The 13,696-nt window shown below is 42.4% G+C and carries 14 protein-coding genes and 1 rRNA gene; all 15 read right to left on the reverse strand.

The window, feature by feature from the left end:
- A 16S ribosomal RNA gene (locus FBF75_RS18900) occupies positions 1 to 107 on the reverse strand; the annotation flags it as partial.
- Positions 108 to 448: 341 nt separating this feature from the next.
- Entirely contained in the window at positions 449 to 1,948 is a 1,500-nt protein-coding gene (gene lysS / locus FBF75_RS18905) for a lysine--tRNA ligase (protein ID WP_025206611.1), read from the reverse strand.
- Positions 1,949 to 2,038: 90 nt separating this feature from the next.
- Positions 2,039 to 3,040 (reverse strand): tRNA dihydrouridine synthase DusB, encoded by a 1,002-nt coding sequence (dusB, locus tag FBF75_RS18910; protein ID WP_008341796.1) that lies wholly within the window; start codon positions 3,038 to 3,040, stop codon positions 2,039 to 2,041.
- Positions 3,033 to 3,266 carry a helix-turn-helix domain-containing protein gene (locus tag FBF75_RS18915; RefSeq protein ID WP_008341798.1) on the reverse strand — a complete coding sequence of 78 codons (234 nt, stop codon included), beginning with the start codon at positions 3,264 to 3,266 and terminating at the stop codon, positions 3,033 to 3,035. The genes dusB and FBF75_RS18915 overlap by 8 nt, the downstream gene beginning before the upstream one ends.
- Complete coding sequence (folK, locus tag FBF75_RS18920) at positions 3,218 to 3,721, reverse strand: 2-amino-4-hydroxy-6-hydroxymethyldihydropteridine diphosphokinase (RefSeq protein ID WP_025206610.1); 504 nt, start codon at positions 3,719 to 3,721, stop codon at positions 3,218 to 3,220. Before folK ends, FBF75_RS18915 begins: the two co-directional genes overlap by 49 nt.
- Complete coding sequence (folB, locus tag FBF75_RS18925; protein WP_025206609.1) at positions 3,718 to 4,080, reverse strand: dihydroneopterin aldolase; 363 nt, start codon at positions 4,078 to 4,080, stop codon at positions 3,718 to 3,720. The genes folK and folB overlap by 4 nt, the downstream gene beginning before the upstream one ends.
- Positions 4,073 to 4,930: a dihydropteroate synthase gene (gene folP / locus FBF75_RS18930; RefSeq protein WP_008341807.1), complete on the reverse strand. Its 858-nt coding sequence runs from the start codon at positions 4,928 to 4,930 to the stop codon at positions 4,073 to 4,075. The genes folB and folP overlap by 8 nt, the downstream gene beginning before the upstream one ends.
- 9 nt (positions 4,931 to 4,939) lie before the next feature.
- Positions 4,940 to 5,788, reverse strand: coding sequence for an aminodeoxychorismate lyase (pabC, locus tag FBF75_RS18935; protein ID WP_136945070.1), 849 nt, complete (start codon positions 5,786 to 5,788; stop codon positions 4,940 to 4,942).
- Positions 5,785 to 6,378, reverse strand: a complete 594-nt coding sequence (gene pabA, locus FBF75_RS18940; RefSeq protein WP_025206607.1) for an aminodeoxychorismate/anthranilate synthase component II — start codon at positions 6,376 to 6,378, stop codon at positions 5,785 to 5,787. The genes pabC and pabA overlap by 4 nt, the downstream gene beginning before the upstream one ends.
- 13 nt (positions 6,379 to 6,391) lie before the next feature.
- Positions 6,392 to 7,810: an anthranilate synthase component I family protein gene (locus FBF75_RS18945; protein ID WP_025206606.1), complete on the reverse strand. Its 1,419-nt coding sequence runs from the start codon at positions 7,808 to 7,810 to the stop codon at positions 6,392 to 6,394.
- Between the two features lie 124 nt (positions 7,811 to 7,934).
- A complete protein-coding gene (cysK, locus tag FBF75_RS18950) occupies positions 7,935 to 8,858 on the reverse strand; it encodes a cysteine synthase A (protein WP_136945071.1) in 924 nt (307 codons plus the stop codon).
- 77 nt (positions 8,859 to 8,935) lie between these two features.
- Complete coding sequence (locus FBF75_RS18955) at positions 8,936 to 9,838, reverse strand: peptidyl-prolyl cis-trans isomerase (RefSeq protein ID WP_025206605.1); 903 nt, start codon at positions 9,836 to 9,838, stop codon at positions 8,936 to 8,938.
- A 52-nt stretch (positions 9,839 to 9,890) separates the two neighbouring features.
- Complete coding sequence (hslO, locus tag FBF75_RS18960; RefSeq protein WP_007496169.1) at positions 9,891 to 10,766, reverse strand: Hsp33 family molecular chaperone HslO; 876 nt, start codon at positions 10,764 to 10,766, stop codon at positions 9,891 to 9,893.
- A gap of 15 nt (positions 10,767 to 10,781) precedes the next feature.
- On the reverse strand, positions 10,782 to 11,558 hold the full coding sequence (locus FBF75_RS18965; RefSeq protein WP_008341820.1) for a type III pantothenate kinase: 777 nt from the start codon (positions 11,556 to 11,558) through the stop codon (positions 10,782 to 10,784).
- 163 nt (positions 11,559 to 11,721) lie between these two features.
- Positions 11,722 to 13,626, reverse strand: coding sequence for an ATP-dependent zinc metalloprotease FtsH (gene ftsH / locus FBF75_RS18970; protein ID WP_007496173.1), 1,905 nt, complete (start codon positions 13,624 to 13,626; stop codon positions 11,722 to 11,724).
- Between the last annotated feature and the right edge of the window lie 70 nt (positions 13,627 to 13,696).

The following is a 13,696-nucleotide window of genomic DNA, read 5'->3' on the forward strand; positions in this document are numbered from 1 at the left end:
CGTCCGCCGCTAACATCCGGGAGCAAGCTCCCTTCTGTCCGCTCGACTTGCATGTATTAGGCACGCCGCCAGCGTTCGTCCTGAGCCAGGATCAAACTCTCCGAAAAAGTACAAAACCGAAGTTTTGCTTTTCGCCAGTTTGACTGACTACCTATGATGTATCATAGGATTTTTTATAAAAACTCGAATTAACAGGTACGTTTTGTCTTGTTTAGTTTTCAAAGATCATCTTCGTTATCGCTCGTAAGCGACTTTAACATCTTAACATTTTGCTTTGGTTGAAGTCAAGAACTTTTTTCATTTTCTTTTTTCAACCTCGTTGCTGTTTTGCGGCAACGAATAATAATATACCATCTGGATTCTTTTCTTGCAATAGTTTTTTTGAAAAAAGTTTCATTTTATGAAAAATAAAAAGCGCCACAGATCAAATGGCGCTTTTGTTGATGTATTAACGGTTTCTCATTTGCGGGAAAAGCAGTACATCTCTGATTGATGGAGAATTTGTTAGCAGCATGATTAATCGGTCGATACCGATTCCTAGTCCACCTGTTGGCGGCATGCCATATTCTAAAGCTTCAACAAAATCGTCATCCATGAGATGCGCTTCGTCATTTCCTTCTTCACGTTCTTTTAATTGAGCTTCAAAACGTTCTCTTTGGTCGATTGGATCATTCAGCTCGGTGAATGCATTTGCATGCTCGCGGCGCACGATGAATAGCTCAAAGCGGTCCGTGAAGCGCGGGTCTTCAGGATTTTTCTTAGCTAATGGAGAAATCTCAACTGGGTGCCCGTAAATAAAAGTAGGCTGAACCAGTGTTTCTTCTACTTTTTGCTCGAAGAACTCATTGATAATATGACCTACTGTCATATTTTTCGTGATTTCAACACCATGATCAGCCGCATGCTGTTTTGCTTCTTCAACAGACATCTCCTGCCAGAAGTCTACACCTGTTGCTTCTTTGACCGCTTCAACCATATGAAGTCTCTTCCATTCAGGTTTGAGATCAATTTCATCTTCTCCATATTGAATGGTTGTTGTCCCTAGCACCTCTTGGGCAATATGAGCAATCAGGTTTTCTGTCAGATTCATGATGTCTTTGTAGTCTGCGTATGCTTCATACAGCTCGATCATAGTGAATTCTGGGTTGTGACGAGTCGATACACCTTCATTACGGAATACACGGCCAATCTCATATACTTTCTCTAGACCACCGACAATCAGACGTTTTAAATGCAGCTCGATCGCAATACGCATATAAAGCGGCATATCAAGTGCATTGTGATGAGTAATGAAAGGACGCGCTGATGCACCACCAGGGATGCTATGCATTGTTGGTGTTTCAACTTCTAGGTATCCTTTTGAATCTAAGTATCTTCTCATTGATTGAATGATTTTGCTTCGCATGATGAACGTCTGCTTACTTTCTGGATTGACAATCAAGTCAAGGTAACGCTGACGATAGCGTTGTTCTACATCTTTTAGTCCGTGATATTTATCAGGGAGCGGGCGAAGTGCTTTTGTCAGAACCTCAAAGCTAGTCGCTTTAATTGAAAGTTCTCCTACATTCGTTTTAAATACTGTTCCCGTCACACCGATAATATCGCCTAGGTCCGAGCTTTTAAATAATTCGTAAGCTTCTTCTCCTACACTATCTTTACGTACATAGATTTGAATTTGTCCTTCTAAGTCTTGGATGTGTGCAAAGCCAGCTTTCCCTTTTCCACGCTTTGTCATCATACGGCCAGCAATTGTTACTTGAGCTGCTTTTTCTTCTAAGTCTTCTTTTGAAAACTCGTCATATTCAGCAATAATTTGTGCAGATTGATGAGAACGGTCATATCGTTCACCGAATGGATCGATACCCTCTTCTCTCATTTTATTCATTTTGTCACGTCTTACTTGGAATTGATCATTTAATTCTTCGTTATTAAGCCCTTCATTACTCATTTATATCACTCCAATAATGTATTTTGCAGAGAAAAGCAGAAAAACTGCCAGTACGTGCACTAGCAGTGAGCTACAAAAAGAAAGATAGTCTTATCCTACTTTTATTCTTTGAAGCTCTTTTGCCTCGGCTTCGATCGTAAAGTCATCTAGAACTTTTACAAGCTCCGCTCTCGTTTCACTTTGATTGATTTGATTTCTTACATCTGCATTGCCTCGGACACCTTTTAAGTACCATGCTGCATGTTTTCTCATTTCTCTGACAGCCACATGCTCGCCTTTCAGGTCTATGAGTCTGTCTAAGTGAAGTTTGCACACAGACATTTTCTCACGCACATTAGGCTCTTCTTTTAGTTCACCCGTTTCTAAATAATGAACCGTCCGGTAAATCATCCACGGGTTTCCTAGTGCGGCTCTTCCGATCATGACAGCATCTGCACCCGTTTCATCAAGCATACGTTTTGCATCCTGAGGGGTTTTGACATCTCCATTGCCGATGACTGGAATGGAAACAGATTGTTTGACCTCTTTTATAATATCCCAATTCGCTGTTCCTTCGTACATCTGCACACGTGTCCGTCCGTGAAGCGCAACCGCTTGTCCACCTGCTCGTTCAACAGCACGGGCATTGTCGATAGCGAAGATATGGTCTTCGTCCCAGCCCATTCTCATTTTCACAGTAACAGGTTTATCTACAGCTTCTACGACTGCAGATACCATTTCGTAAATCTTGTTAGGATCCAGCAGCCATTTCGCTCCTGCGTCACATTTCGTGATCTTTGGTACAGGACATCCCATATTAATATCAATAATGTCCGCCGTTGTATTCTGGTCTACAAACTTGGCCGCTTCTACGAGCGTATCCTTTTCTCCCCCAAATATCTGAAGGCTCAACGGTTTTTCACGTTCATCAATGTACAGCATGCCCATCGTTCTGGCATTATTAATCAAGATCGCTTTGTCACTGACCATTTCAGCGCAGACTAAGCCCGCTCCAAACTCTTTCACCGTGAGTCTGAAAGCAGAGTTACACACACCAGCCATTGGTGCGAGCACTACTTTGTTTTTAATTTCGATATCTCCGATTTTAAACATCATGTCCCCTCCTTTCTTCTTCAAGAATTGGTGAAAGTTCTTCCACCGTTATATTTAAAGCATCTGCTATTTGACCAACCATTTGGTTTGTTGGTAATCGATTGCCTCGCTCAATTTCCCCTAAGACAGAGACAGAGATGCCCAGTCTTTTGGCGAACCCTTCCTGAGTATACCCTTTTAGCTTTCGGTATGCACGAATTCTTCTACCCCACATGTCTTTTTCCATATGCTTACACCTTCTTGGTCTGTTACGGCGTTTATCTGGGCTTCGCCGATTTCTGGGCAAATCTCACTCATCGGAACAAGAACGAATAAACGTTCGTACATTCTAGGATGCGGCACTACAAGTTGTTCTGTTTCAATATTTTCACGATTATAAAGTAAAATGTCAAGGTCAGCTGTCCGTGGACCCCATCTCACTTCTCTTGTTCTGCCCAACTCCTGCTCAATGTCCTGAGTCAGTGATAGAAGTTCTTCAGGACGAAGCGAGGTGGAAATCTTCACAGCCATGTTCAAGAAGTCATCCTGATTCTCGTAACCTACAGGTGTTGTCTCATATATAGATGAAATGGATTCAACTTGAACACCTGGATGTTCGTGAAGTTTTTTGACAGCTTCTTTTAAGTAGGTTTCCTTTTTTCCTATGTTTGAGCCTAAAGCGATATATGCTGTATTGTTCATGTGCGTGATCTCGTCATTTCAATAGCAACGGACTGATAGTGTCCTGGAATTGGCGGATCTGGTTTGATTACTTTTACTGTACATTCTTGAACTGTCGGAAAGTCCTTTAACACTTGGTTTGCAATTCTTTCTGTCAGCGTTTCAACGAGGTTCACCGGATCCCCTTCTACAATATTTTTGCAGATGTTGTAGAGCTCAGCATAGTTGATGGTCTCATTTAGGTCATCCGTTTGTCCTGCCTTACTTAAATCAAGTGAAGCTGTTAGGTCCACACGAAAGCGCTGGCCTAGTTTATTCTCTTCTGCAAATACACCGTGATAGCCGTAAAATTCCATTCCGTTTACATATATTTTATCGATGATAAGCGCCTCCTTTATTCAGCATGGCATCCATCATTTTTGCCATTCTTGCGATTTCTTTTACATCGTGCACTCGGACCATCGCGCTGCCCTTTTGAATCCCAAGACAGACCGTCGCACCCGTTCCTTCAGTACGTTCTTCAGGCGGCAGATCTAAAACTGCACCGATGAATCGTTTGCGGGATGTTGCTAGCAGCAGCGGATACCCAAGGTGGCAAAAATGTTCAAGTTCATTCATGACCATGAGGTTGTCAGTTTTATTTTTCGCAAATCCTACACCAGGGTCTAAGATGATCATGTCATCACGGACACCCGCTTGTTTTACAATTTGAACACTTTCTTTCAGATCTGCAATCATATCTGAAATCAGATGGGTGTAATTCCGCTCTGGTCGATTGTGCATTAAGATGATTGGCACGTTGTGCTTCGCTGCCACATGCGCCATTTGAGGATCAGCTTTCGCCCCCCATACATCATTAATGATTGAGGCTCCTGCTTTCACTGCCTCATCTGCGACAGGGGCTTTATACGTATCAATAGAAATAGGTATGTCCAATTCTTTTGTGATCTTCTCAATGACAGGAATGACCCTTGAAAGCTCCTCTTGCTCTGAGACAAGTGCCGCCCCCGGCCGAGTCGATTCACCGCCAATATCAATAATATGCGCCCCATCTTCTATGAGCTGCGCTGCATGAGCCAGCGCTTTATCCATTTGATTGAATTTTCCTCCATCTGAAAAAGAGTCCGGTGTGACATTTAAAATGCCCATGACCAATGTCTTTTCTTCATAACTAAGGGTATGGTGCTTGGCTTGTATGATTTTAGGCTGTTTTATCAATTGTTGTGTCATTGTGTCCACCTACTCTTTATGTTCTAGACGTGCTTTTGTATATTCTGTTCTCAGCTTGGTCGAAATCGTTCGGTTGTGGTTTTGCAGGACGGTGTCTCCGATATTTTTAAAAGGCACAATTCCCTGAACCGAATTGGTCATCCACGCCTCATCAGCTGAGAGCAAGTGTGAGAGTGGATATCTTCCTTCTATTAGTGGGATCCCCGAAGCTTGCAGCGTTTCGATACAATATCGACGGGTAACCCCGTTTAAAATGCCAGTATCAAGTGAAGGTGTATAGATCACATCCTTTTTTCGCCAAAATAGATTTGATGTAATTCCTTCTGCCACATCGTCTTCTTTTGTTAAAAAGATCCCTTCTACAGACGGATCGTTCCCTACTTCTCTTTTCGCCAGCAGGTTGTTCATGTAATGATGCGACTTGAGCCGTCTTGGACCTTCCGGTGTGTTTCTTCTTGTATCAAGAATGATTCCCTGTTTTTCATCTACTATTGATTCGGGCCGGAATGGGGAGATCATCACAAAAACAATAGGCTCCTCATAAGGATCTGCAGAAAATCCATTGCCTCTGCCCGCAGAAACATTGAAGCGGATCCTCGCATGACCGCCCGTTATTTGGTTTTGATTGAATAATGTATGAATGATGTCGAGTACAAATGGTTTCTCTATTGTGGATTCGATGCAAAGGTCACGCAATGATTGATTGAGCCTTTCAAGATGCCAGTCTAACAAGAAGACTTGTCCTGCTAGAGAGGTAAATGTTTCGAATACACCGATGCCATATAGAAAACCATGATCAAAAGGAGAAAGAGTCGCGTCTTTCTCCTCTATATACTGACCGTTCAGGTAAATGATCATGCGTTTACTTCATTCCCCTTTTTACGATAGGTTTCAATGAAATTTCTGAGCATTTCTTTACCGAAGGACGTCATAATCGATTCTGGATGGAATTGAACACTTTCAATCGGAAGTTCTTTATGGCGAATGGCCATGAGTTCGCCTTCCTTTGTTCTCGCTGTTCTGACAAAGCACTCCGGCAGCGTCTCGTCTTTAACAATTAATGAATGATATCTCGTGGCGACGAGTGGATTTTGGAGTCCCGTGAAGACACCTTTGCCGTCATGTTCAATCTCTGATGTTTTCCCATGCATTAACCGCTCCGCACGAATGACATCTCCACCAAATACTTGTGCAATGGATTGATGACCTAAACAGACACCGAAGATCGGAATCCTCCCAGCAAAATGTTTGATCGCTTCCATACTAATTCCTGCTTCATCCGGACTGCAAGGTCCTGGAGAAATCATCAGAAAGTCTGGCTTGAGCTCTTCGATTTCTTGAATAGTGACTTGATCGTTTCGTTTTACAATCAGTTCTTCCCCAAGCTCACCTAAATACTGGACCAGGTTGTACGTAAATGAATCGTAATTATCAATCATTAATATCATACTCTGCTCACCTCTAACTCAAAATAGTCTCTTCTTTGCTCAACTGTAATGCTTTTTTCACTGCATAGGCTTTTTTAATCGATTCTTTGTATTCGTGCTTTGGTACAGAATCGATGACAATGCCTGCACCTGACTGCATGAAGGCTCTGCCCCCTGTACAATAAGCCGTACGAATGACGATATTAAAATGCATATCTTGATTGAATCCAAACCAGCCTATAGATCCAGTATAAAGCCCACGCCTTGTTGGCTCAAGTTCTTCTATGATTTCCATTGTTCTCACTTTTGGCGCACCTGTAATCGTGCCGCCTGGGAATACAGCTCTCATGACATCTACCGCATCACAATCATCACGCAGCTCCCCTTGGACATTTGATACAATGTGCATCACGTGTGAATATTTCTCAATGGCCATAAACTCGTTCACCTTGACTGAGCCATAAGTAGACACTCGTCCAAGATCATTCCGCTCAAGATCAACGAGCATCACATGTTCTGCGCGTTCTTTTTCATCTTCAATGAGTTCTTTTGCCAGCGCTTGATCTTCCACATCATCCTTGCCTCTTGATCTTGTGCCAGCGATCGGTCTTGTTTCGAGCTGAATGCCTTTTTTCTTAATAAGCAGCTCTGGAGATCCACAGACAATTTGGAAATCTGGCGTGTGCAGATATGACATATATGGAGATGGATTCACGTGACGTAATGTTTTGTATAAATGATATGGGTGGGTATGAAGCTGTTCATCTTGTCTAATGGATAGGTTCACTTGGAACACATCACCGTTCGCGATATATTGTTTAATCGTTTCTACAGCTTCCCCGAAAGCTTCTTCAGTAAAAGGTGCAGCAGGTACACATTCCGAAGAAGACACGTTGACAGATGAATGTGCTGACTCTTCTGATGTGCTTGTCCAGCTTTGCTTTAATTCTTCGAGTCTTTGATGAACTTCACTGACAGGTTCGTCTCCTTCTGTATGAGTCATCAGCCAGAGGACGTCTTTATTATGATCAAAGACAGCGACATCATTGAATACGAGGAAATACAAATCAGGCGTCTTCAAATCATCGATGGACAGCATTTTAAAATGCTCGATATATCTTGCGTAATCATAGCTTAAAAATCCAATCGCTCCACCTTGGAAGTCAGGGTATTCGTCGTTCGTTTCGGTTTGTAGGGTTTGAAACCAATCAGCAAATGCCCTAAAAGGATCTCCCTCTTTGAACAACACCTCATTCTGATAATGGATGGTGGTCATCCCGTCCTTCCCTTTCGCTTTAGCGATCGGATGAATGCCGGCAATACTGTATTCTCCGCCACGTGCACTTTCAAGAAGGACGTGATGTGATTCATGAGCCGTTAATTGTTCGTATCGTTTCAAGAATGCATCTTTCGTAAAAGGAATTTTGATGCCCATCGGCCTACGTTGTGTCATGTTATCATCCTTTTTCATTTTCATTAATCTTATTGTAATGCAATCCATTTTAATTAGAAAATAGTATTTGCTTTCCATCTTCAGAATTCATGAAAAAACCCCAGCAAATGCTGGGGTGTATTGTTTAATCAAATTGATAAAGCGGCGTACTAAGGTAACGTTCACCGTTACTTGGAATAATCGCTAGAACTTTTTTCCCTTTACCAAGCTTCTTCGCTGTTTGAAGCGCTGCATAAATGGCTGCTCCTGAAGATATACCACCAAGGATTCCTTCTTCTTTCGCTGCCTTTCTTGCAAGTTCAAATGCATCTTCGTTTTTCACTTGGATAATGCCGTCATATACTTCTGTGTTCAAGATAGATGGAACAAAGCCTGCTCCGATGCCTTGAATTTTATGCGGACCTGGTTTCCCGCCTGATAGTACAGGAGAATCTGTTGGTTCTACCGCATAAAGCTGAATAAATGGAATGGCTTCTTTCAGGACTTCACCAGCACCTGTAATCGTACCACCCGTACCAACTCCTGCAATAAATGCATCAAGGTCGCCGTCAAACTGTTCAAGAATCTCTTTCCCTGTTGTGCGGCGGTGAATCTCAGCGTTGGCTTCATTGCTGAACTGCTGAGGCATGAAGTATCCGTGCTCTTCTGCTAATTCTTCTGCTTTTTTGATGGCACCTTTCATTCCTTCTGCACCCGGTGTTAAGACAAGTTCTGCACCGTAAGCGCGTAAAAGGTTGCGGCGCTCCTGACTCATTGTATCCGGCATAACTAAAATCGCATTGATTCCTTTTGCAGCCGCGACCATCGCAAGACCGATTCCTGTGTTTCCGCTTGTTGGCTCAATGAGTGTGTCACCAGCTTTTAATGTACCTTTTGCTTCAGCATCTTCGATCATCGCTAACGCAATACGATCTTTTACACTGCTGCCTGGGTTCATATATTCAAGTTTCAAGTAGACATCCGCACTGTCTTCATCTACTAAACGGTTTAATTTAACGACTGGTGTATTTCCTATTAGTTCAAAAACTGAATTTGCAATACGAGCCATCACTAACACCTCTATCTCCGAGTAATTTTATTGTATTAATATTAAATTATCAATTTCGAAAAATTTTGTCAATGCTTTTAGTCCTGCTCTCCATCGTAAAACCATGTGACTTTTGCTTCTTTCCACAGGGTTTTGACATTCGCCTTTTCACCCAGATCTTCCATGGCGATCTGCCTTTTGATCTGATCTTTGACTTCTTCATAAGAGAAGGAGCGGCCATTTAATTTTTCTTTTAATTGTATGATGGCATAACCGTTTTTGATCTCGATCGGCTCTTTCGTCCATTCATCTGGCTGAAGCTTTTGGGCTTCTTGTATGTATAGGGCTGGAATGCTTTCTTGCTCTTCTGTGACAAATCCAAGATCTCCGCCGTAAGGAGAGGTATATCGATCGGTGGATCGTTCAGCTGCTACAGCTTCGAAACTAGATCCGCCCTTTAAATCTTTTAATACACTTTGTGCCTCGTCTTTTGTTTTCACAACAATGTGGCGAATTCGGTATGAGTCATCATATTGATACAAGTCTTTGTTTTTTTCATAAAAGGATTTGGCTTCTTTTTCAGAAACGACCGCATCTCTCGTTAGAAGCTGTTCTAATAAAATTTGATAACGAATCTGCTCTTTCCATTCCTTTTCACTTGTATGACCGTCTTCGTAGAAATTATTAGATACCGCTTTCAGCATCAGCAGCTCACGATTGATCTCTTTTGAAGATACCTCCAGCTTGTTTTCTTTCGCAAGCTGATTGACTACCTTCTGATTGATCATTTGTTCAAGTGTTGCCTTTCCGTAGCGGTCTTCCATTTTCTTTAACCATTCTTGACGTGTGACTTTCTCTTTCCCAATAGAAGCAATTTCTTCACCGCTCTTCCCATTTGAAGAAGCCTGCGACATTTGTGACTTTGTTAATACATATGCAATGACAACGGCATTAATCATGAGCAGAACGAGGATAAATGTCCATACCACTCTTGCTTTCAGTCTCATCTTTCGTCTCCTTTCCATTCTAAAAAGAAAACCCGCTGCTTAGAGCTTAGCGGGTTATTTCTTCACGTAGCTCTTCTAGCTCTTCTTTTGTAAATACATACGTTTCGTTACAAAAATGGCATTGAGCTTCTGCTTGTCCGTCTTGTTCAATCATATCCTCAATTTCGGCTTTCCCTAGGCTGATAATACCGTTGGCAAACCGTTCTTTTGAGCAGTTACAAGAAAATTCGACAGGTACAGTTTCTAAAATTTGAGGTTTTTCACCGAGCACTTCTTCTAAAATTTCTTCAGGAGTCATCCCTTTTTCAATCAGTTTAGAGATTGGTTCAATGGTTGATAATCTCTTTTCGAGTCTTTCGATGACTGCATCTTCTGTTCCAGGCAGCAATTGAATGATGAAACCGCCTGCTGCAAGGATCGAGTTATCTGGATTGACAAGAACACCCACACCTACAGAGGATGGCACTTGTTCAGAGGAGACGAGGTAATAAGTAAAGTCATCTCCAATTTCACCTGAGACAATTTCTGTTTGCCCTGTAAAGTGGTCTTTCAGTCCGATATCTTTGACAACACTTAACGTTCCAGATGTTCCAACAGCACGTCTAACGTCAAGCTTCCCATGTTCATTTAAATCAAAGTGAACTTGTGGGTTTGAGACATATCCGCGCACCTGACCTTTTGCGTTTCCATCCGCAATGATGGCTCCGATCGGCCCACCGCCTTCAATTTTGACAGTTAATTTATTCTCGCCTTTCAGCATGGCTCCCATCATGACAGTCGCTGTCATGGTTCTGCCGATTGCAGCTGAAGCAGTTGGCCACGTATGGTGTCTTCTCTGCGCTTCGTTGATTGTATCTGTTGTGTTCGCAGCATACGCACGGACTTTCCCGTCATATGCTAACGCTTTAACTAAATAATCCATTTTGATTAAACCCTCCTATAATACACCGACACGATTGCGTTCATAAATTAATTGGAGTCCTTTTAATGTGAGGAACGGATCGACAATATCAATACAGTCTGATTCATTTCCAATCAATGTAGACAAACCGCCTGTTGCAATGACTTTCGGTGTTTGTTTGGCTTGCTGCTTCATCCGTTTCACTATTCCCTCGACTTGACCAACATATCCATACAGGATACCTGATTGCATCGCACTAATCGTGTTTTTCCCTACGATATGATCCGGACGAACAATTTCAATCCTTGGCAGCTTAGCCGCTCTTGTATATAAAGCCTCTGTTGAGATGGTAATACCCGGTGCAATTGCGCCACCCATGTATTGTTTTTGTTCATTGATATAGCAGTAGGTTGTGGCTGTTCCAAAGTCTACCACAATGAGAGGTGCCCCATACAGGTGAATGGCCGCCACTGCGTTCACAATTCGATCAGCGCCGACTTCCTTTGGATTGTCACACATAATGTTTAATCCAGTCTTCATGCCAGGCCCAACGATTTGAGGAGTAATGTGAAAATACTTTTCGCACATTCTTTCCAGAGCAAACATCATTGGCGGGACAACAGAAGAAATGATAATCCCTTCTATCTGGTCAAACATCAGCCCTACATAGTCAAATAAGGATCGGATTGCCATACCAAATTCATCTTCTGTTTTATGACGGCTTGTTTCAATCCGCCAATGGTAGTTCAAATCGCCATTATGATAAACACCTAAAACGGTATTTGTGTTTCCTACATCTATCACGAGTAACAACTTCATCACCACTTTGAATAGTGTCTCAAAAAGAGCATTTTTCGACTTTCTATCATACCATACACGAATTGAGTTCCATTTGTAAACAATTCGAAACCGATCCATTCATGAATCGAAATAAAAAAAGCTGCCGGTGAGCCCGACAGCTTTTTATAGAAGGAGATTAAATCTCCTCGTCTTCTTCTTTTTTCTTGATGTTCACTTTCACATCATCGTTTTTCTCTTCGTCATCTGCGTATACACGCTCTGGAAGCTTTCCAGTATCGTAAAGAGATTTAATTTGTTCAGCATCTAATGTTTCCACTTCTAGAAGAGCTTGTGCGATGATTTCTAGCTTATCTTTATTCTCAGTGAGAATTTGTTTCGCACGTTCGTAGCTTTCTTTGATGAAGCGCTGAACTTCTTGGTCAATTTCATAAGCGATCGCTTCACTATAATTCGGCTCGTTGTTGAAATCACGGCCAAGGAATACTTGACCTCCTTGTGCTTGACCGAATTGTAGAGGACCAAGTTTATCAGACATACCGAACTCTGTGACCATTCTTCTTGCAATGCCTGTTGCACGCTGGAAGTCGTTGTGAGCGCCTGTACTTACTTCACCAAACGTAATTTCCTCTGCAACACGACCGCCGAGCAAGCCGACGATTTTATCAAGAAGCTCTGGCTTCGTTTGGAAATAACGGTCTTCTCTTGGAAGCATGACCGCATATCCGCCTGCCTGACCACGAGGAACGATCGTTACTTTATGCACCATGTCAGCTTCGTCAAGGACAAGTCCAATGACGGTATGACCTGCTTCGTGGTACGCCACGATATTGCGTTCTTTCTTAGAAATGACACGGCTTTTCTTAGCCGGTCCAGCAATGACACGGTCAGTTGCTTCGTCGATATCACGCATATCAATTTTCTTTTTGTTTTGACGGGCAGCAACAAGTGCTGCTTCGTTTAGTAAGTTCTCAAGATCTGCCCCTGAGAAACCTGGTGTTCTGCTTGCAATGGCTTTCAGGTTGACTGTATCATCAAGCGGTTTGTTTTTCGCATGAACCTTCAGTACTTCTTCACGGCCAATGACATCTGGGCGGTCAACCGTAATTTGACGGTCAAAACGTCCCGGACGCAGCAATGCAGGATCTAGGATATCTGCACGGTTCGTTGCAGCAATGATAATAATCCCTTCGTTGGCACTAAAACCATCCATTTCAACAAGAAGCTGGTTAAGCGTTTGTTCACGCTCATCATGACCACCGCCAAGACCTGCTCCACGCTGACGACCCACTGCATCAATCTCATCAATAAAGATTAAGCAAGGTGCATTCTTTTTCGCATTTTCAAACAAATCACGTACACGTGATGCACCGACACCGACGAACATCTCGACGAAGTCAGAACCACTGATGCTGAAGAAAGGAACGCCTGCTTCTCCTGCAGATGCTCTCGCAAGCAATGTTTTACCTGTACCTGGAGGTCCTACTAGTAAAACCCCTTTAGGGATTCTTGCGCCAAGCTCCGCAAATTTACGTGGATCTTTTAAGAATTCAACCACTTCTACGAGCTCTTGTTTTTCTTCATCCGCACCGGCAACATCTTTAAATTTCACACGTTTCTTCTCTTCTGTGTAAAGCTTCGCCTTACTCTTACCAAAGTTCATGACACGGCTTCCACCGCCTTGAGCTTGGTTCAATAAGAAAAAGAACAGGATAAAGATGATGATGAATGGAATGATGGTTGTCAGAACTTGCAGCCATCCATTTGTTTCAGGTGCTGGTTCTACTTTTACATCTGTATTCTTCAGTGCACTGTAAATTTGGTCAACTCCTTGACCGTCTGGAACGTGGGTAATGAAGTATTCATCTTTCTTCGCGCCATCTAATTGACCACGAATTTCATAAACCCCTCTTACAGGCTGGATGGAGATACTCTCCACTTTTCCCGCACTTAAATTTTGCGAAAATTTGCTGTAAGACATGTTCTCAGGCTTTTGATTAGGGGATCCTAACCAACTGACAACCCCTATCACAAGTAATAAAATAAGTATATAAAAAATCGTATTACGAAAAACCCGATTCATTCCTTACCTCCTCCCACAGTAAGCACAACTATGTTCAATAGTATCATAGAAAATCATTCCAACACAACCA

This window comes from Bacillus sp. S2(2019), from assembly GCF_005144805.1.
GTDB classification, from domain to species: Bacteria; Bacillota; Bacilli; order Bacillales; family Bacillaceae; genus Bacillus; species Bacillus altitudinis.

Bases quoted from the DNA above. Each gene is read 5' to 3' on its own strand.
- lysS (WP_025206611.1), bottom strand. From the start codon at position 1,948: ATGAGTAATGAAGGGCTTAATAACGAAGAATTAAATGATCAATTCCAA.
- dusB (WP_008341796.1), bottom strand. From the start codon at position 3,040: ATGTTTAAAATCGGAGATATCGAAATTAAAAACAAAGTAGTGCTCGCA.
- FBF75_RS18915 (WP_008341798.1), bottom strand. From the start codon at position 3,266: ATGGAAAAAGACATGTGGGGTAGAAGAATTCGTGCATACCGAAAGCTA.
- folK (WP_025206610.1), bottom strand. From the start codon at position 3,721: ATGAACAATACAGCATATATCGCTTTAGGCTCAAACATAGGAAAAAAG.
- folP (WP_008341807.1), bottom strand. From the start codon at position 4,930: ATGACACAACAATTGATAAAACAGCCTAAAATCATACAAGCCAAGCAC.
- pabC (WP_136945070.1), bottom strand. From the start codon at position 5,788: ATGATCATTTACCTGAACGGTCAGTATATAGAGGAGAAAGACGCGACT.
- pabA (WP_025206607.1), bottom strand. From the start codon at position 6,378: ATGATATTAATGATTGATAATTACGATTCATTTACGTACAACCTGGTC.
- FBF75_RS18945 (WP_025206606.1), bottom strand. From the start codon at position 7,810: ATGACACAACGTAGGCCGATGGGCATCAAAATTCCTTTTACGAAAGAT.
- cysK (WP_136945071.1), bottom strand. From the start codon at position 8,858: ATGGCTCGTATTGCAAATTCAGTTTTTGAACTAATAGGAAATACACCA.
- hslO (WP_007496169.1), bottom strand. From the start codon at position 10,766: ATGGATTATTTAGTTAAAGCGTTAGCATATGACGGGAAAGTCCGTGCG.
- ftsH (WP_007496173.1), bottom strand. From the start codon at position 13,626: ATGAATCGGGTTTTTCGTAATACGATTTTTTATATACTTATTTTATTA.